The organism is Cupriavidus necator A5-1, assembly GCF_000744095.1.
Classification (GTDB): Bacteria; Pseudomonadota; Gammaproteobacteria; order Burkholderiales; family Burkholderiaceae; genus Cupriavidus; species Cupriavidus necator_A.
On the sequence record NZ_JQLI01000008.1, the window covers coordinates 1,920,796 to 1,939,987 of the forward strand.

Annotated in this window: 16 protein-coding genes; 9 read left to right on the forward strand and 7 right to left on the reverse strand. The window is 65.2% G+C overall.

Annotated features, from left to right (window positions below):
• Positions 1-46 precede the first annotated feature (46 nt).
• From purL to K307_RS50445, 3 genes are all read left to right on the forward strand, one after another.
• Positions 47-4,105 (forward strand): phosphoribosylformylglycinamidine synthase, encoded by a 4,059-nt coding sequence (purL, locus tag K307_RS33035; RefSeq protein WP_042885176.1) that lies wholly within the window; start codon positions 47-49, stop codon positions 4,103-4,105.
• Between the two features lie 511 nt (positions 4,106-4,616).
• A complete protein-coding gene (locus K307_RS46700) occupies positions 4,617-5,432 on the forward strand; it encodes a cytosine permease (protein ID WP_080745292.1) in 816 nt (271 codons plus the stop codon).
• A 3-nt stretch (positions 5,433-5,435) separates the two neighbouring features.
• Positions 5,436-5,567, forward strand: a complete 132-nt coding sequence (locus K307_RS50445) for a hypothetical protein (RefSeq protein ID WP_268989233.1) — start codon at positions 5,436-5,438, stop codon at positions 5,565-5,567.
• A gap of 6 nt (positions 5,568-5,573) precedes the next feature.
• Here the strand turns inward: K307_RS50445 and K307_RS33050 are convergent, their stop codons facing one another.
• The 6 genes from K307_RS33050 to K307_RS33075 form a co-directional block, all read right to left on the reverse strand.
• A complete protein-coding gene (locus tag K307_RS33050; RefSeq protein WP_042885178.1) occupies positions 5,574-5,873 on the reverse strand; it encodes a hypothetical protein in 300 nt (99 codons plus the stop codon).
• Between the two features lie 41 nt (positions 5,874-5,914).
• Positions 5,915-6,709, reverse strand: a complete 795-nt coding sequence (locus K307_RS33055; RefSeq protein ID WP_042885179.1) for a peptidylprolyl isomerase — start codon at positions 6,707-6,709, stop codon at positions 5,915-5,917.
• A 4-nt stretch (positions 6,710-6,713) separates the two neighbouring features.
• Positions 6,714-7,028, reverse strand: coding sequence for a BolA family protein (locus tag K307_RS33060; protein WP_042885180.1), 315 nt, complete (start codon positions 7,026-7,028; stop codon positions 6,714-6,716).
• Between the two features lie 38 nt (positions 7,029-7,066).
• Positions 7,067-7,606 (reverse strand): septation protein A, encoded by a 540-nt coding sequence (locus K307_RS33065; protein WP_042885182.1) that lies wholly within the window; start codon positions 7,604-7,606, stop codon positions 7,067-7,069.
• A gap of 15 nt (positions 7,607-7,621) precedes the next feature.
• Positions 7,622-8,086 (reverse strand): peptide-methionine (R)-S-oxide reductase MsrB, encoded by a 465-nt coding sequence (gene msrB, locus K307_RS33070; protein ID WP_042885183.1) that lies wholly within the window; start codon positions 8,084-8,086, stop codon positions 7,622-7,624.
• A 76-nt stretch (positions 8,087-8,162) separates the two neighbouring features.
• Complete coding sequence (locus K307_RS33075; RefSeq protein WP_042885186.1) at positions 8,163-9,734, reverse strand: protein adenylyltransferase SelO; 1,572 nt, start codon at positions 9,732-9,734, stop codon at positions 8,163-8,165.
• A gap of 407 nt (positions 9,735-10,141) precedes the next feature.
• On the opposite strand from K307_RS33075, the gene K307_RS33080 reads away from it, so the two are divergent.
• The 6 genes from K307_RS33080 to K307_RS33105 all read left to right on the forward strand — a co-directional run bounded on the left by K307_RS33080 (position 10,142) and on the right by K307_RS33105 (position 17,097).
• Positions 10,142-11,767: a 3-(methylthio)propionyl-CoA ligase gene (locus tag K307_RS33080; protein WP_042885187.1), complete on the forward strand. Its 1,626-nt coding sequence runs from the start codon at positions 10,142-10,144 to the stop codon at positions 11,765-11,767.
• A gap of 141 nt (positions 11,768-11,908) precedes the next feature.
• Complete coding sequence (locus K307_RS33085) at positions 11,909-13,159, forward strand: branched-chain amino acid ABC transporter substrate-binding protein (RefSeq protein WP_042885189.1); 1,251 nt, start codon at positions 11,909-11,911, stop codon at positions 13,157-13,159.
• A gap of 189 nt (positions 13,160-13,348) precedes the next feature.
• The gene (locus K307_RS33090; protein WP_042885191.1) at positions 13,349-14,296 is read left to right on the forward strand and encodes a branched-chain amino acid ABC transporter permease; all 948 of its coding nucleotides are present in this window, start codon (positions 13,349-13,351) and stop codon (positions 14,294-14,296) included.
• A 4-nt stretch (positions 14,297-14,300) separates the two neighbouring features.
• Complete coding sequence (locus K307_RS33095; RefSeq protein ID WP_042885192.1) at positions 14,301-15,614, forward strand: branched-chain amino acid ABC transporter permease; 1,314 nt, start codon at positions 14,301-14,303, stop codon at positions 15,612-15,614.
• Entirely contained in the window at positions 15,611-16,384 is a 774-nt protein-coding gene (locus K307_RS33100; protein ID WP_042885194.1) for an ABC transporter ATP-binding protein, read from the forward strand. Before K307_RS33095 ends, K307_RS33100 begins: the two co-directional genes overlap by 4 nt.
• The gene (locus K307_RS33105; protein ID WP_042885196.1) at positions 16,384-17,097 is read left to right on the forward strand and encodes an ABC transporter ATP-binding protein; all 714 of its coding nucleotides are present in this window, start codon (positions 16,384-16,386) and stop codon (positions 17,095-17,097) included. Before K307_RS33100 ends, K307_RS33105 begins: the two co-directional genes overlap by 1 nt.
• A 179-nt stretch (positions 17,098-17,276) precedes the next feature.
• On the opposite strand, the gene K307_RS33110 is transcribed toward K307_RS33105, so the two are convergent.
• Positions 17,277-18,800, reverse strand: a complete 1,524-nt coding sequence (locus K307_RS33110) for an amino acid permease (RefSeq protein WP_051975265.1) — start codon at positions 18,798-18,800, stop codon at positions 17,277-17,279.
• Positions 18,801-19,192 lie beyond the last annotated feature (392 nt).

Sequence of the window (19,192 nt, forward strand, 5' to 3'; positions counted from 1 at the left end):
AGCCCCTACCAGGCTTTACCTCCACGCCTCCCTGACCGCTACGATCATGGCGCATTTCTCGTGCTTCTCCGGCGCTTTGGCGCTTTCCGCCTTCCGTCAGCAACGCCTGCTCACCGCTCTCCGGCAAATCGACGCCGATATCGAGTCGGTGCACGGCCAGTTCCTGCACTTTGTTGACGCGCAGACGCCGCTGTCGGCCGACGACCAGTCGCGCGTGGCGGCGCTGCTGACCTACGGCGCACCGTTCGCCGAGCAGGCCGAGGGCGACCGTTTCGTGGTGATCCCGCGCTTCGGCACGATCTCGCCGTGGGCCAGCAAGGCCACCGACATCGCCCATAACTGCGGTCTCACGCATATCCACCGCATCGAGCGCGGCATCGAGATCACGGTCATCTGCAAGAAGGGCCTGCTGCGCGGGCGCAAGACGCTGGACGCGGACACCCGCGCCGCCGTCGCCGCGCACCTGTTCGACCGCATGACCGAGACCGTGGTCGCCACCCGCGAGGATGCCGCCGGCCTGTTCCAGGAACTGCCGGCCAAGCCGCTGCGCTTTATCGATATCTCCGGCGGCCGCAGCGCGCTGGCCGCGGCCAACGTCGAGATGGGCCTGGCGCTATCGGAGGACGAGATCGACTACCTGGTCGACGCCTACGCCAGGCTGGAGCGCAACCCGACTGATGTCGAGCTAATGATGTTCGCGCAGGCCAACAGCGAGCACTGCCGCCACAAGATCTTCAACGCCACCTGGACCATCGACGGCGTGCAGCAGGACAAGTCGCTGTTCGCGATGATCCGCAATACGCACCAGCTCAATCCGCAGGGCTCGATCGTGGCCTACTCGGACAACTCGGCGGTGATGGAAGGCGATGTGGCCGAGCGTTGGTTCCCGCGCGGCGGCGACCACAAGTACGGCCGCCACGAGGCGCTGACCCACACGCTGATGAAGGTGGAGACGCACAACCACCCGACCGCGATCTCGCCGTTCCCGGGTGCCTCGACCGGCGCCGGCGGTGAAATCCGCGACGAGGGCGCGACCGGCCGCGGCGCCAAGCCCAAGGCCGGCCTGACCGGCTTCACGGTGTCCAACCTGATGCTGCCCGAGGCCGTCGAGTCCTGGGAAAACGACCGCGACGCCGCCCAGCCGGTGGCACACCGCAACCCCGACGACAAGCCCGGCGTGACCGGCAAGCCGGACCGCATCGCCTCGCCGCTGCAGATCATGATCGACGGCCCGCTCGGCGGTGCCGCCTTCAACAACGAGTTCGGCCGCGCCAGCCTGGGTGGCTACTTCCGCGTCTACGAGCAGAACGTGGGCGGCACCGTGCGCGGCTACCACAAGCCGATCATGATCGCGGGCGGCATCGGCAATATCGACGCCTCGCACACGCACAAGAACCCGCTGCCGGCCGGCACGCTGCTGATCCAGCTCGGCGGCCCGGGCATGCGCATCGGCATGGGCGGCGGCGCCGCCAGCTCGATGGCGACCGGCACCAACACCGCCGACCTGGACTTCGATTCGGTCCAGCGCGGCAACCCCGAGATGGAACGCCGCGCGCAGGAAGTGATCAACGCGTGCTGGCAGCTCGGCGACGCCAACCCGATCCTATCGATCCACGACGTCGGCGCCGGCGGCATCTCCAACGCCTTCCCGGAACTGGTGGACGGCGCCGACCGCGGCGCGCGCTTCGACCTGCGTCAGGTGCACCTGGAAGAGTCCGGCCTGTCGCCGGCCGAGATCTGGTGCAACGAGTCGCAGGAGCGGTACGTTCTGGCGATCGCGGCGGACAGCTTCCCGCAGTTCCAGGCCATGTGCCAGCGCGAGCGCTCGCCGTTCGCGGTGGTCGGCATCGCCACCGAAGAAAAGCAGCTGCAGCTGGTCGACGCCAGCGTCGACGCGGCGCTCAAGGAGCACTACGCCGTCAACATGCCGATGGACGTGCTGCTGGGCAAGCCGCCGCGCATGCACCGTGACGTCAAGCGCGTGGAGCAGGCACTGCCGGCCGTGGACGTGACCGGCATCAGCCTGGAGCAGGCGGTGCGCGACGTGCTGCGCCACCCGACCGTGGCGAACAAGTCGTTCCTGATTTCGATTGGCGACCGTACCGTCGGCGGCATGAACGCGCGCGACCAGATGGTCGGCCCGTGGCAGGTGCCGGTGGCCGACGTTGCCGTGACCACGCTCGACTACAAGGGCAACGCCGGTGAGGCGATGACCATGGGCGAACGCACGCCGCTGGCCGTGATCGATGCCCCGGCCTCCGGCCGCATGGCGATCGGCGAGGCGCTGACCAACCTGGCGGCGGCACCGGTCAAGGACCTGGGCAAGGTCAAGCTGTCGGCCAACTGGATGGCCGCCTGCGGCGTGGAAGGTGAGGACGCCAAACTGTATGACACCGTGCACGCCGTCGGCATGGAGTTGTGCCCGGCGCTGGGCATCAGCATCCCGGTCGGCAAGGATTCGCTGTCGATGCGCACCAAGTGGCAGGACGACGGCGTCAACAAGGAAGTGGTCGCGCCGGTGTCGCTGATCATCTCGGCCTTTGCCGCGGTGGACGACGTCAACCGCACGCTGACGCCGCAACTGCGCACCGACGCCGGTGACACGGTGCTGATCGCCGTCGATTTGGGCCGTGGCAAGAACCGCATGGCCGGCAGCATCCTGGCGCAGGTCATGCAGCAGGTGGGCGACAGCGCCCCGGATGTCGACAACGCCGAAGACCTGAAGAACTTCTTCAACGTGATCCAGCGCCTGAACCGCGAAGGCAAGGTGCTGGCCTACCACGACCGTTCCGACGGCGGCTTCCTGGCCACGCTGGCCGAGATGGCCTTTGCCGGCCACTGCGGCGTTTCGCTCAACGTCGACATGCTGGCGCTGGACCCGCAGCAGGAGCAGGACTACGGCGACGCCAAGAACTGGGCGCAGCAGATCGCCGAGCGCCGCAACGACCAGACCCTGCGCGCGCTGTTCGCGGAAGAACTGGGCGCGGTGGTGCAAGTGCGCATGCAGGACCGCGACGCGGTCTTCGCGGTGCTGCGTGAGGCCGGCCTGTCGGCGTGCAGCCACGTGGTCGGCAAGCCCAATGCGACCGACCAGGTCGAGATCTACCGCGACGCCAAGAAGGTATTCGGCGCTTCGCGCACCGACCTGCAGCGCAACTGGAGCGAAGTCAGCTGGCGCATCGCGCGCCTGCGCGACAACCCGGCCTGCGCCGACAGCGAATACGACCGCCTGCTCGACGCCGCCGACCCCGGCATCAGCCCGGTGCTGACGTTCGATCCGGCCGAGGATATCGCCGCGCCCTATGTTGGCCCCAGCGTCGCCACCGGCGCCCGTCCGCGGGTGGCGATCCTGCGCGAGCAGGGCGTCAACTCGCAGATCGAGATGGCGTACAGCATGGATCGCGCGGGCTTCGATACGCACGACGTGCATATGAGCGACCTGATCGCCGGCCGCGCCAACCTGGCTGACTTCAGCGGCTTTGTTGCCTGCGGCGGCTTCAGCTACGGCGACGTGCTGGGTGCGGGCGAGGGCTGGGCCAAGACCATCCTGTTCAACGCGCAGATGGCCGAGCAGTTCGCGGCGTTCTTCAACCGCCAGGACACCTTTGCGCTGGGCGTGTGCAATGGCTGCCAGATGATGAGCAACCTGGCCCCGATCATCCCGGGCGCGGGTGCGTGGCCGCAGTTCACCCGCAACCAGTCGGAGCAGTACGAGGCGCGCTACGTCACCGTGGAAGTGCAGTCGTCGCCGTCGATCTTCTTCGCCGGCATGGAAGGCAGCCGCATCCCCATCGTGGTCGCGCACGGCGAAGGGTTTGCCGACTTCTCGCAGCAGGGCAATATCGGCGAGGCCAAGGTCGCGCTGCGTTTCGTCGACAACTACGGCGCGGTTACGCAGGCCTATCCGCTCAACCCGAATGGTTCGCCGGAAGGTATCACCTCGGTGACGACCTTCGACGGCCGCTTCACCGTGCTGATGCCGCACCCGGAACGCGTGTTCCGTGCCGCGACCATGAGCTGGGCACCGGATGCGTGGAAGCAGGTTGCGGATGGTGGCAGCCCGTGGATGCGGATGTTCCGCAATGCGCGGAAGTGGGTGGGGTAAGCAACAGCTGCTAAGCCCGCAGCTTGTCAAATTCCGCCGGTTTGCTCCCCTCTGCCGCTTGCGGGAGAGGGGCGGGGGAGAGGGCAGGCGGTGGCATACCGACACACGGCACTTCGTCGATACACCGGCCCTCTCCCCAACCCTCTCCCGCAACGGAAGAGGGAGTACCCAGTTGGTCCTTCATACCGCAGCAGAGCTTTGTCAGCACCCTGAGCCACCGGCAGCGCCGGTGGCTTTTTAGTTTTTCGACGATGCATGCCGCCAATGCCCTGATGGCGGCGGCCATTTCGCTTCGGATCTTGGAATCTTCCCCAGTTTCGGCCGTTTGCGCGCTGATATTCTCGCGCTGACTCACGATCGGATGCAGGGCTGTGCCGGCATATTCGCGCTCCAGGAACGCGCCGCGCATCGGCTGAATCCCCTTGCATCCCGCTCGCTCGAACAAGGAACGGTCGATTCGGAGGTCCAGTCATGAATCAGAAGGCGCAGTCGTCCCCGGCACCCGTCAGGCATGAAAGGGCTGGAGCGCCTGGCGGTGCCGGTGGCGCCCGTCATCATGCTGATCGCGGTGCTGGTCGGCATCGGCATGCTCGACGAGGGCGGCGGGCTGGGCAGCTTTATCGCGGCCTCCGCGCAAAAGAGCGGCCTGCCGTTATCCTCGGCCGTCACCATGCTGGTGGGGAACTGGATCGCGGGCGCCATCATGGGTGTCGACCTGTTCCGCTTCAACCGGAGCGCACGTGCGGTCTGGCTGGGCTCGGCCGCCTGCTTCCTGTTGACCAACCCCTTGCTCAACATCGTCGGCTATATCGGCACCGTCACCGTCGGCGAATACAACTATGTGTCGTGGATGCTGGAGAAGAGCTTCCTGCTGGCACTGGCGGGCGCGGTGACCTGGACCTTGTCGCTATGGACCACCAACGATGCCGAGCTCTATTGCAATGCGCTCTACACGGGTCCGGTGCTGCAGTCCCGCGGATTCGCGGTCAGCAAGAAGAAGCTCGTCCTTGTTGCCGGCCTTGTTGGCACCGTGCTCGGGTCGCTGGGCTTCTACCAGATGTTCTTTTCGCAGTTCATCAACTACCTCGGCATCATGGCGCCACCGCTGGCCGGCCCGCTGCTGGCGGACTTCTACATCAAGCAGAAGGGCTGCTATGAAGTTCGCGAACTGAACGCCCAGCCCGCATTCAACTGGGCGGGCGTTGCCTCGGCGCTGCTCGGCATGATGCTGGGACTTGCCCTTGAGCTGAACCAGTGGCTGGTCGCCTGGCCCAACGGCCTGGTGGCGCTGTTGGCCACCGTGCTGCTGTACTTGCTGTTGCACTAGGCGATGTTCACCGCCGGTGCCATCGACAGTGCCATCACGGTATTCGAGAAGATGCTGGACGCCCTGGTCAGGCTGGTCGTCGACAGCGTCAGTCAGCTCGACGAGGCGGGGTGGCGTTACGATCGCCGCCAGTGAATCGATTCAGCCCGGAATCGGCGGCAGCAAGCGCGAACTCCACGATGCATACGCATAAGTCAGCATCCGCCCTGCTTCAAAACCGGGGGACGGCCTGATCTCGCCGCGAGCTTCCTTGTACGCCACGACGGCGTGCAGGATCTTCTCGGGTGCGTAGCGGTCACGCAGGGGGAGGTGGGGATGGAGCCGGCGCCAGCCAGGGGCGGCGCCGTCCAGGGACGCCCAGGCCAGTGCGCAATAGCACATGCCCCGGGACGAAAGATGCCACAGTTGCCAGTATCCGGCGATCGTCTCCACGCGCTGCATCCTTCAATATTGCAGACCGGCGGGGGGCGACCGGTCCGTGCTTACTGAATCTTGGCCTTATCCTTCAGCGACTTCATCATGGTCTGGAATTGCTCGCGCTGCCAGTTCTGGTCGCCCATCAGCATCTGGGTCAGTTGCGGCTTGACCTCTTCGAACGACGGGATCTTGGCTTCGCGCACGTCCACCAGCTCGATGATGTGCCAGCCGAACTGGGTCTTGACCGGCGTCTCGGTCATCTGGCCCTTCTTCAGGCCGGTCATGGCCGCCGAGAACTCCGGCACGTAGCTGCTGCTGTTGGCCCAGTCCAGGTCGCCGCCGTTGGCCGCCGAGCCCGGGTCCTTGGACGCGGCCTTGGCCTGGTCATCGAACTTGGCGCCGCCCTTGATCTTGGCGATGATGGCCTTGGCGTCGGCTTCCTTCTCCACCAGGATATGGCGGGCGTGGTATTCCTTGCCGTTGCCGAACTGCGACTTGATCTTGTCGTACTGCTTGCGCAGCTCGGCGTCGCTGGCGCCGTGGGTCTTCACGTAGTCTTCGAACACCGCGCCGGCCAGCACGTTCAGGCGGGCCTGTTCCAGTTGCTCCTGCACGTCGTCGCGCTGGGTCAGGCCGCGCTTGTTGGCTTCTTGCACAAGCAGTTCGCGGTCGATCAGCATGTTGCGGGCCCGCGAGCGCAGCTCCGGATTGTCGGGCTGGCCGGTGCCGGCGATCAACTTGTCCAGCTTAGCCGACGAAATGGCCTTGCCATTCACGACGGCGGCATTCTGGGCGATGGCCGGCAGGCTGCCGGCAGCAAGCACAGCCGCCAGGCTGAACGAGAGGACGGTGGTCTTCATGGAATCAGGTCTGAGAGTTGCTGGAAGATGCGCGTGATTGAGCGCGCGATTGGTACTCTTGGTCGGTGAACGCAGTCACGGCCAGTGCGTGGATCTGCGCGGGGAACAGACCGCGCAGCGCATCATACACCATGCGGTGTCGCGCAACCCGGTTGTGACCTGCAAAGCGCTCGCTGACGATTGTCACGTCGTAATGTCCGCCGCCGGATGCGGCGCCGGCGTGTCCGGCGTGCAGGGCACTGTCATCGCGCACGGTGAGGTGGCTGGGGGCGAGCGCATCACGCAGCATCGCCTCGATGGTGGCGGGATCGGCTGCCATCAATAGTTCCTTCGATTTCGGTATTGGGGGACAGGACCTCAGTCCTTGCTGTTTTCGGGCATGTGACGCGACAGCCAGACGCTTTGCGCGACGATAAACACCAGCATCAGCCCCATGCTGCCGAACAGCTTGAAATTGACCCAGACGTCGGTCGAGAACTCGTACGCCACATACAGGTTGAGCACGCCCATGGCGGCAAAGAAGCCCGCCCAGGCGGCATTCAGCCGCGCCCAGACCGAATCGGGCAGGGTCACCTGCTTTTCCATCATGGCGCGGATCAGGTTCTTGCGCCAGCCGATCACCGAACCCATCAGGGCCGCGGCGAACATCCAGTACAGCACAGTCGGCTTCCACTTGATGAAGGTCTCGTTGTGCAGCACCAGCGTGGCGCCGCCGAAGACGGCGATGATCAGCAGGCTGACCCACTGCATCGGCTCCACCTTGCGGTGGCGGAACCAGACCCAGCCGATCTGCACCACCGTCGCAGCGATGGCCACGGCGGTGGCGGTGTAGATGTCTGCCAGCTTGAAGGCAACAAAAAACAGGATGACCGGGAACAGGTCGAACAGGAATTTCATGCGGTACCAGGTTATTCAGCGCTGCGGATCGCGCTGGGGATCGTTGCCGCTGCCGGCGCCATGGGCATCATCCGCCTCACGCTGCGCCGGGTCGCGATCGTCGAATTTTAGCGCAGCCGAGTTGATGCAATAGCGCAGGCCGGTCGGCGCGGGGCCATCCTCGAACACGTGGCCCAGGTGGCTGCCGCATTCCTTGCACCGTACTTCGATCCGGACCATGCCGTGGCTGTGGTCGGTATGCTCGGCAATGACCTCGCCGTTGATCGGACGGAAATAGCTGGGCCAGCCGCAGCCGGCATCGAACTTGGTGGCGGACTCGAACAGCGCCGTGCCGCAGCCGACGCACTTGTAGATGCCGCGGTCCCAGTGGTCCCAGTAGCGGCCGGTGAAGGGGCGCTCGGTGGCCGCCTCGCGAGTGACGCGGTACTCGATGTCGGAGAGTTGTTCACGCCACTCGGCGTCGGTCTTGGTGGTGGTCATGGTCGGGTCTTCCTCGGATTTTTACGTGCTTTGCGCGAACCTTACACCGGCTGGCGCTTGCGTGCAGGCGCGGGGATCACGATGAGCAGCTGACTTCCAGCCCCGACGCCCAGTCCGGCGGCAGCGCTGCGTAATGTTCCGCTTCAGGCTGTTCGTCGAACGGGCGCGACAGCACGGCCAGCAGGCGGTCGACTTCGCTGAAGTCCTTCTCGCGGGCGCGCCGGATCGCGGTCTCGGCCAAGTGGTTGCGCAGCACGTATTTGGGGTTGACTGCCAGCATTTCCAGTTCGCGGGCGGCGTCGTGCGATTGCTCGGCGCGCAGGCGTGCGCGGTAGTCGGCCACCCACGTGTCGAAGGCGGCGCGATCCAGGAACAGGTCGCGCACCGGCGCGTCGCGCGAGGCATCGGTCGACGAGATGCCGCACAGCTTGCGCCAGAACAGCGTGTAGTCCACGCGTTGCGCATGCAGCAGCTGGAACAGGGCAGTCAGCAGCGGCTCATCAGCTTTGTCATCGCCGCCGGCGGGCGGGCGCAGCCCCAGCTTGGCGCGGTAGTGGCGGAAGAAGGCGGCGGCGTAGCGGTCGCGGAACGGGTCGAGGGCGGCGCGCGCGGCTTCCACCGCGGCTTCGCGCGCGCCTTCCTTGTCGGATTCTTCGGGCGGAAGCCACAGCGGCAGCAGCGCCTGCGCCAGGCAATGCAGGTTCCAGAACGCTACCTGCGGCTGCTGGCTGTAGGCGTAGCGGCCCTGCGTGTCGGAGTGGTTGCAGATATGGTTGGCGTCGAACGCGTCGAGGAAGCCGAACGGGCCGTAGTCGATGGTCAGGCCCAGGATCGACATATTGTCGGTGTTCATCACGCCATGGCAGAAGCCCACCGCTTGCCAGTGCGCGATCAGGTCGGCGGTGCGCAGCGAGACCTCGCGCAGCAACGCCTGGTAGGGCTGGGCATCCTCGCGACAGGCCGGCATGAAGTTGTCGATGACAAAGTCCGCGAGCTGGCGCAGCGCGGCCACGTCATCGTGCGCGGCGAAATGCTCGAAGTGCCCGAAGCGGATAAAGGTCGGCGACAGCCGTGTCACCACCGCGGAGGTCTCGATGGTTTCGCGGCGCACCGGCGCGTCCGAGCCGACGATGGATAACGCACGCGTGGTCGGCACGCCCAACGCGGCCATCGCCTCCGAGCACAGGTACTCACGGATCGAAGAGCGCAGCACCGCGCGGCCATCGGCCATGCGCGAGTACGGCGTCAGCCCGGCGCCCTTGACCTGGATCTCCCACGGGCCGGTACCGGTCTCGGCCTGCGCCAGCCGGATCGCGCGGCCGTCGCCGAGCTGGCCGGCCCAGACGCCGAACTGGTGGCCGGAATAGACCGTGGCGATGGGGTCGGCCCACTCCGGCACCTGGTTGCCGACAAAGGTCTCGACAAATCCCTGCTCATTGCCGATGCCCGCATCCCAGCCGAGCAATGCAGCCGCCGCCGGTGCCACGCTGACCAGGTAGGGCGCGGGCAGAGGCGTGGGGGGCAGCCGCGTGAAGAATTTCTCGCCGATGGCAGCAAAGCCAGGCGAGGTACTGAAGGGGATGGACAGCGGAACGGACGCCGTGGCGCGCGAGGATTGTGAAGCGAAGGACTGGGGCGTGTCTGGCATCGCGTAGGGCGCTTGGGCGCAAGGGGGCGGTGTGCATCTCCTGACCCGGAAGCGGTGCTGCAGGCCGCTTGCAGGGCAGTGCAGCGCCGCATGCCTGAGGGCACGGAAATGCGATTGTGGCTAGGGAAAACGACATGTTGAGGTGCAACATGCCACGCAGTATTGTACGTCCTCAATGGTTCTCGACTGACGAGACCGCCACGCACCGCACGGTTATTTCCCCTCCTTTAGTGCGCACATAAATCCGGTGCATGGACATTCGCAGAATTGCGGCCCCGATGACCACGACAGTACGGCAGTGCACAACAGAATCACGTTGACGCTGATTCGATGCATGGGAACAATCGCCAAAAAATAGTACGGTTGTTCGTTTTCCGGCGGAAACCAGACTTTCAGGAGACAGGTACATGGCATTGATGGGTCAAATGATGAGCGCTCCGCTGCTCATTTCCTCCATGATCAAACACGCCGCCCGTTATTACGGGAGCACCGAGATCGTTTCGCGGCGCACGGAGGGCGACCTGCATCGCTACACGTACCGTGACTGCGAACTGCGCGCGCGCAAGCTGGCGCAGGCGCTCGGTGCGCTGGGCGTGAAGCAGGGCGAGCGCGTCGGCACGCTGGCCTGGAATGGCTACCGCCACCTCGAGATCTATTACGGCGTGTCCGGCATGGGCGCCGTCTGCCATACCGTCAACCCGCGCCTGTTCCCTGAACAGATCGCCTATATCGTCAACCACGCGGAAGACGGCTATATCTTCTTCGACCTGACCTTCCTGCCGCTGGTGGAAGGCGTGGCGCCGCATTGCCCCAACGTCAAGGGCTGGGTGGCGATGACCGACCGCGCGCATATGCCGGCCGAGTCCAAGGTGCCGCTACTTTGCTACGAGGAACTGATCGAGGCGCAGGACGGCAACTACGAATGGCCACAGTTCGAAGAGAACATGGCATCGAGCCTGTGCTACACCTCGGGCACCACCGGCAACCCCAAGGGCGCGCTGTACTCGCACCGCTCGACGGTGCTGCACTCGTATGCGTCGGCCATGCCCGACGCGCTGGGCTGCTCCGCCAGCGACGTGATCCTGCCCGTGGTGCCGATGTTCCACGTCAATGCCTGGGGCCTGCCATACTCGGTGCCGCTGGTTGGCGCCAAGCTGGTGCTGCCAGGCGCCAAGCTGGACGGTGCCTCGCTCTATGAACTGTTCGAGCAGGAGAAGGTGACCTTCTCCGCCGGCGTGCCGACCGTCTGGCTCGGCCTGCTGCAATATGTGCAGTCGAACAACCTGAAGTTCTCCACCTTCCGCCGCACCGTGATCGGCGGCTCGGCCGCGCCGCTGGCGATGATCCGCGCGCTCGAGGCGCTGGACGTCGAGGTGATCCACGCCTGGGGCATGACCGAGATGTCGCCGCTGGGCACGTCGTGCAAGCTGCTGGCCAGGCATGCCGAGCTGTCCGACGCCGACCGCCACAAGATCCAGGAGAAGCAGGGCCGCGTGATCTTCGGCGTCGACATGAAGATCGTCGACGGCGAGGGCAAGGAACTGCCGTGGGACGGCAAGGCCTTCGGCGATCTGATGGTGCGCGGGCCGTGGATCATCGAGCGCTACTTCCGCAACGACGCCAATCCGCTGGTCGACGGCTGGTTCCCGACCGGCGACGTCGCCACCATCGACCCCGATGGCTTCATGCAGATCACCGACCGCAGCAAGGACGTTATCAAGTCCGGCGGCGAGTGGATTTCGTCGATCGATATCGAGAACGTCGCCGCCGCGCATCCCGCGGTGCATATGGCGGCCTGCATCTCGGCCTACCACCCCAAGTGGGACGAGCGCCCGCTGCTGGTGGTGGTGAAGAAGCCCGGCGCCGAGGTCAGCCGCGAGGAACTGCTGAAGTTCTTCGAGGGCAAGGTCGCCAAGTGGTGGATCCCGGACGACGTGGCCTTTGTCACCGAGATCCCGCTGACCGCCACCGGCAAGATGCAGAAGCTCAAGCTGCGCGAACAGTTCAAGGACTACAAGCTGCCGACCGCCTGAGGCCGGCAGGCCAGGCCAACCGGTGCGCCGTGCCTGCTTGCGGCACGGCGTGTTCGGGGCGGGCCGGGCGCGTGACTGGAGGCGCGCGCCCTGACTGCCGCATTCAACGACAAGCCAACGACAAGAGTGAAGGAGACAGGTATGACCAAAATGCGTCCGCTGGTGGCCGGTGTGGCCGTGTTCGCCGCACTGGGTTCTGCGCTGGTTTCGGGGTCCGCACTCGCGGATACGGTGAAGATCGCCTTCATCGATCCGCTATCGGGGCTGATGGCTCCCGTTGGGCAGAACCAGCTCAAGAGCTGGCAGTATGTCGCCGACATCGCCAACCAGAAGGGCTGGGCCGGCGCGCACAAGTTCGAGGTGGTGGGCTTCGACAACAAGCTCTCGCCGCAGGAAAGCCTGACCATCCTGAAGCAGGCGGTCGACCAGGGCATCCGCTACGTGGTGCAGGGCAACGGCTCGTCGGTCGGCCTGGCACTGCAGGATGCGGTGGCCAAGCATAACGAGCGCAACCCGGGCAAGGAAATCGTCTACCTGAACTACGCCGCGGTGGACCCGGACATGACCAATGCCAAGTGCAACTACTGGCATTTCCGGCTCGACGCCAACTCCGACATGAAGATGGAGGCGCTGACGAGCTTCCTGGCCAAGGATCCCAACGTCAAGAAGGTCTACCTGATCAACCAGAACTATTCGTTCGGGCACCAGGTGGCCAAGGCCGCCAAGGACTATCTGAAGCGCAAGCGCCCGGATATCCAGATCGTGGGTGAAGACCTGCACCCGCTGGCACAGGTGAAGGACTTCGCGCCGTACGCGGCCAAGATCAAGGCCTCGGGCGCCGATACCGTAATCACCGGCAACTGGGGCAGCGACCTGGCGCTGCTGATCAAGGCGGGCAAGGACGCCGGCCTGACCACCAACTATTACACGTACTATGCCGGCACCACCGGCGTACCCACGGCGATGGGCGCGGCCGGCGCCGAGCACGTCAAGTACGTTGGCTACTACAACGCCAACAACAAGGGCTTCAAGGGCTCGGACGTCATCGAAGGCTTCAAGAAGAAGTACAACGATGACTTTTACGTGGTCGCTTCCTATACCGGCATCGCCATGCTGTCCAAAGCGATCAAGGACGGCGGTTCGACCGATCCGGTCAAGGTGGCCAAGGCGCTGGAAGGCATCAAGGTCGACAGCATGAACGGCACGGTCGAGATGCGCAACACCGACCACCAGGCCCAGCAGCCGCTGGTCGTTGCCACCTGGTCCAAGGTCGATGGCAAGGAAGTCAAGTACGACCAGGAGAACACCGGCTACGGCTGGAAGACCAATGCGCTGATGGACCAGTACGTGTCGGCGCAGCCCACGTCCTGCCAGATGAAGCGGCCGGGCTGATCCTGTCCATGGCGGGCCGGCCACGCTGACAAAGTGGCCGCCCGTTCCTGCATACTTTCGGTCTTTTTGGGTCGATAGTGGGGAGCGTCCGGGGCGTCATTGCCTCCGGTGGGGGACGCTTACCCTCAATCCAACCGGACGGATGCCGGCACGCCCCACGCACGCCGGCGCCAGCTTGAAGGACACGCTGTGGAATTCTTCGTCATCTCACTGCTGAACGGCATCAGCTACGGGCTGCTGCTGTTCATGCTGTCGTCGGGCCTTACCCTGATCTTCAGCATGATGGGCGTGCTCAACTTCGCGCACGCCAGCTTCTACATGCTGGGCGCCTATTTCGCATACACCATCGCCAGCAAGATCGGCTTCTGGCCGGCGCTGATCTTCGCGCCGCTGCTGGTGGCCGGCGCGGGCGCGCTGGTGGAGCGCTTCGGCCTGCGCACGGTGCACAAGTACGGCCACGTGGCCGAGCTGCTGTTCACCTTCGGCCTGGCGTACCTGATCGAGGAGGGCGTCAAGCTGGTGTGGGGCCTGGCCGCGGTGCCGTACCGGATCCCGGCCGAGCTGGACGGGCCGCTGTTCACGGTGTTCACCTCGTCCTTCCCCAAGTACCGCGCCTTCATGATGCTGGTGTCGCTGGGCATGCTGGTGGCGATCTACCTGATGCTGACGCGCACGCGCATCGGGCTGGTGATCCAGGCGGCGCTGACGCATCCGGAGATGGTCGAGGCGCTCGGCCACAACGTGCCGCGCGTGTTCATGATGGTGTTCGGCGGCGGCGCCGCGCTGGCGGGGCTGGCGGGCGTGATCGGCGGCAATGCCTTCGTCACCGAGCCCTCGATGGCCGCGGCGGTGGGCTCGATCGTATTCGTGGTGGCGGTGGTGGGCGGGATGGGCTCGCTGGTGGGGGCGTTCATCGCATCGATCCTGATCGGTGTGCTGCAGACCTTTGCCGTCACCATCGACGCGTCGCTCGCGGGGCTGCTGACCAGCCTGGGGCTGGCAGTCAGCGACGCCACGCCGTTCTATTCCTTGTGGAAGCTCACGGTGGCCCAGGTGGCGCCGGTGCTGCCTTACCTGCTGCTGGTGGTGATGCTGATCTTCCGCCCGCGTGGACTGATGGGAACCCGGGAGAGCTGACACCATGGAGCAAGCGATGCAACAACGCCGCGAGCCGGTAGTCACCGGCCGCACCATGCGCTACCGCCCGCTGAACCTGGCGCGCTGGATGATCTGGAGCCTGACCATGCTGGTCATGCTGGTGCTGCCGCTGGTCTTTACCGGGGGCTTCGCCATCACGCTGATGTCGCAGATGGGCATCATGATCATTTTCGCGCTGTCGTACAACATGCTGCTCGGCCAGACCGGCATGCTGTCGTTCGGCCATGCGGTGTATTCCGGCCTGGGCGCCTTTATTGCCGTGCACGTGCTGAACATGGTCGGCGCCGGCAAGGTATGGCTGCCGGTGTCGATGCTGCCGCTGGTCGGGGGGCTGGCCGGCGCGTTTTTCGGCGTGATCTTCGGCTACGTCACCACCAAGAAGGCCGGCACCACCTTCGCCATGATCACCATGGGCATCGGCGAGATGGTGTTTGCCAGCTCGCTGATGTTCCCCGAGTTCTTCGGCGGCGAGGGCGGCATCTCTACCAATCGCGTGGTCGGCGACCCCTTCCTTGGCCTCACCTTCGGACCGGGCCGCCAGGTCTACTACCTGATCGCGGTCTGGTGCGTGGTGTCGATGGTGGCGATGTACGCGTGGACGCAGACGCCGCTGGGCCGCATCGCCAACGCCGTGCGCGATAACCCCGAGCGGGTCGAGTTCATCGGCTACAACACCCAGCGCGTGCGCTACCTGGTGCTGATCCTGTCGGCGTTCTTCGCCGGCATCGCCGGCGCGCTGGGGGCAATCAACTTCGAGATCGTCTCGGCCGAGAACGTCAGCGCGGTGCGCTCCGGCGGCGTGCTGCTGGCCGTGTTTATCGGCGGCGCGGGCGTGTTCTTCGGGCCCGTCATCGGTGCGGTGGTGTTCGTGCTGTTCGCGGTGGCGCTGTCGGACCTGACCAAGGCCTGGCTGCTCTACCTGGGGCTGTTCTTCGTGCTGATGGTGATGTTCGTGCCGGGCGGGCTGGCCAGCCTGCTGCTGATGCAGCTGCCACTGCTGGGCAAGGGCAAGCTCAAGCGCATGCTGCCGTCGTACGCTCGTGCCGGCGCCGCCGGCGTGGTGCTGCTGCTGGCCATGATCCTGACGGTGGAGCTGGTCTACAAGGTCCAGGTCGACAGCGCCAACGGTACCGCCATGAAGCTGTTCGGCATCGGCTTCGATGCCGCGACGTGGATGCCATGGGCGGTGGCGGCGGTGCTGTGGGCCGCCGGGCTGGCCGCATGGCGGCTGGCGGTGCGCGGCGCGCGGGCTGAGTGGGACAAGGTGCAGGCAGAAATCGCGGGAGGCAGGGCATGACGGCGGCGCTGGAACTGACCGATGTACGCAAGAAGTTCGGCCAGACGGAGATCATCCGCGGCGTGAACCTGAACATTGCCAAGGGCGAGCGCCACGCGCTGATCGGGCCGAACGGGGCGGGCAAGTCCACCACCTTCAACCTGATCTCCGGCCGTTTTGCGCCGACCAGCGGCACGGTGCGGCTCAACGGCGAGGAGATCGGCGGGCTGCAGCCCTTCGTGATCAACCGCATGGGGCTGTCGCGCAGCTTCCAGATCACCAATATCTTTCACCGGCTGTCGGTGTTCGAGAACCTGCGCTGCGCGGTGCTGTGGTCGCTCGGCTACAAATACTCGTTCTGGCACCGCCTCAAGGGCCTGCGCGATGCGCGCGAGCGCGCCGAGGAAGTGCTGGAGCTGATCGGCATGCAGCACCGCCGCGATAGCCAGGCGGGCCTGCTGACCTATGCCGAGCAGCGTGCGCTGGAGATCGGCATCACCATCGCCGGCGGCGCCGAGGTGATCCTGCTGGACGAACCTACCGCGGGCATGAGCCGCTCGGAATCGGACCACGCGGTCGAGCTGATCCGCAAGGTTACCGTGGGCAAGACGCTGGTGATGGTGGAGCACGACATGAGCGTGGTGTTCGGCCTGGCCGACCGCATCTCGGTGCTGGTCTATGGCGAGGTGATCGCCACCGACACGCCGCAGGCGATCCGCAACAACCGCAAGGTCAAGGAAGCCTACCTGGGCACCACGCTGGACGAAAACACCACCGAAGGAGCGCACTGATGGGCAAGCGCATGCTGGACGTCACGGGCCTGCACGCCTACTACGGCAAGAGCCATATCCTGCACGGGGTGGATGCCCATATCGACGAAGGCGAGATCGTGGCGCTGCTGGGCCGCAACGGGGTGGGGCGCTCGACCATGGCCAAGGCCATCCTGGGCATGGTCAAGGCCGAGGGCTCGGTGAAGTTTCGCGACGAGGAGATCCTGGGGCGGCGGACCTTCGAGATCGCGCACCTGGGGATCGGCTATGTGCCGGAGAACCGGGATATCTTCCCGACGCTGACGGTGCGGCAGAACCTGCTGCTGGGCGAGAAGCGCAACCCGCGGCAGGCCAGGCCGCGCTGGTCGGTGGACGATATGTTCAACATGTTCCCGCGGTTGAGGGAGCGGGAAAACACCTCGGCCGGCGTGCTGTCAGGCGGCGAGCAGCAGATGCTGACCTTGTGCCGCACGCTGATGGGCGATCCCGACCTGATCCTGATCGACGAGCCGACCGAAGGGCTGGCGCCGATGATCGTGACGCTGGTGGGGGATTACCTGAAGACGCTGAAGGAGCGTGGGGTGTCGGTGCTGCTGATCGAGCAGAAGCTGGCGATCGCGCTGGATATCTCGCAGCGGGTCTATGTGATGGGACACGGGCATATCGTGTTCGAAGGGACGCCCGCGGAGCTGAAGGCGAATTCGCAGGTGCGGAAGGAGTGGCTGGAGGTTTGAGCCAGAGACGGGCGAAGACCTAGCTTCGCCAATTGTGTGCTCCCACTCCCGCTTGCGGGAGAGGGTTGGGAGAGGGCAGGAGCGTCCGGTGCTGACACGCCTTGTCGCCAGGGACAGGCCTGCCCTTTCCCACGGCCCCTCTCCCGCAAGCGGGAGAGGGGAGCAAACCGGCAGGTTGGTCAGGCTGCCAGCTTTTCCTTGGACGCTACCTGCGGCTTCGGCAGCTCAAACGGCATATCCTCGTAGTCGATCATCCGCGACTTCTTCACTACCCGATACCCCCACCACAGCGCCAGGAACGCCGGCACGCCGATATACGTCGCAACGATCTCCGGCCACCGGTTCGGGATATCCGCGAACGCCTGGTAGTTCTGCCCGGCCACGATCACCACGCACAACACCCCGGCAAAGATCGGCCCGAACGGATACAGCGGCGACCGGTACGCCAGCATGCTGACGTCATACCCCTGATGCACCAGCCCGCGGCGGAAACGGTAGTGGCTGACGGCAATGCCCAGCCACGCAAAGAATCCCGTCATGGCCGAGGTATTGAGCAGCCAGAGATAGACCGCCTTGTCGCCGAACAGCGAACTGAAGAAGCACAGCGCGCCCACGCCAGTGGTGAGCAGCAGCGCATTGAACGGCACGCCGCTCACCGTCAGCTTGCCGAAAGCTCGTGGGGCGCGGCCGCTGACGGCCAGGCCGTAAAGGATCCGGGTGGACACATACATGCTGGAGGTACCGGCCGACAGCAGCGCGGTCAGCACCACGGCATTCATCAGGCCCGCGGCGAAGGCCAGCCCGGCGTGGCGGAACACCAGCGCGAACGGGCTCACGCCGACGTCGGTGACGTCATTGCGCAGCAGGCTGGGATCGGTATAGGGGATCAGCACCCCGATGATCAGGATGGCGATCACATAGAACAGCAGGATGCGCCAGAAGGTCTGCCGGATCGCGCGCGGGATGGTCTTGGCGGGGTTTTCAGCCTCGCCCGCGGCCACGCCTACGGTCTCGGTGCCCTGAAACGAGAACCCCGCGATCATCGCCACCCCGAACATGGCCGGGATGCCGCCGACAAAGGGCGCGTCGCCGAGCGTGAAGTTGTGCCAGCCCGATTGCGGCCCGCCCTTCATGATGCCGAAGATCATCAGCAGGCCCACGCCCAGGAACACCACCACGGTCACCACCTTGATCAGCGCGAACCAGTACTCGGCCTCGCCGAAGCCGCGCACCGAGAAGGCGTTGAGCCCGAACATCAGCAGTAGGAAGGCCGCGCTCCACACCACTCCCGGCACATGTGGGAACCAGTACTGCATCACCAGCTGCGCCGCGGTCAGCTCCACGGCGATGGTCACCGCCAGGCTGAACCAGTAGTTCCAGCCGAGCGCGAAGCCGAAGCCCTCGTCGACATAGAGCGCGCTGTAGGTGACGAAGGAGCCGGCCACCGGCATATGCACGGCGAGCTCGCCCAGGCTGGTCATCAGGCAATAGACCATCAGGCCGAGCAGCATATACATCAGCAGCGCGCCGCCGGGCCCGGCCTGCGCGATCGAGGCGCCCGAGGCGACGAACAGCCCCGTGCCCACCGCGCCGCCGATGGCGATCATGGTCAGGTGGCGGGCCTTGAGCTTGCGCTTGAGGTCGTCATGCTCGACCACCGGGTGCTGGTGTTCGTGCGGGTGTGAATGTGAATGGGAAGACATCAGGGTCGCTGGAACTTCCGCCGGCCCGGCGTCTTGTGGAGGCCTGGGACGGCAAAAAACGAAAAGCCGCGAGTCTACCGTGTCTTTTTCAGCGAGTCGTCCGATCGGGGCAAATAAAAGTCCGATACTGGGTTTAGAGCAGGTCCTCGGTTGGTCTGTCGTGTGCTGTAATCGGCATTAATTCGACCACGACACGGCGAATTTCCTGGCCATCCCAGGTGCCCGTCATGCATCCCGGTAAGGGCGACAATGCGCGCCGCTCATGCCATAGGAAAACGGCCAAAATTAAAATTGAACGACCGTGCTATTCTGTGTATGCTTGTTTCGCCCGACAGCCGGAAGGCGTTGATGGGCGCGGGAATGCGGCAAGTCGGTTGGAGGGTTTACCCTCC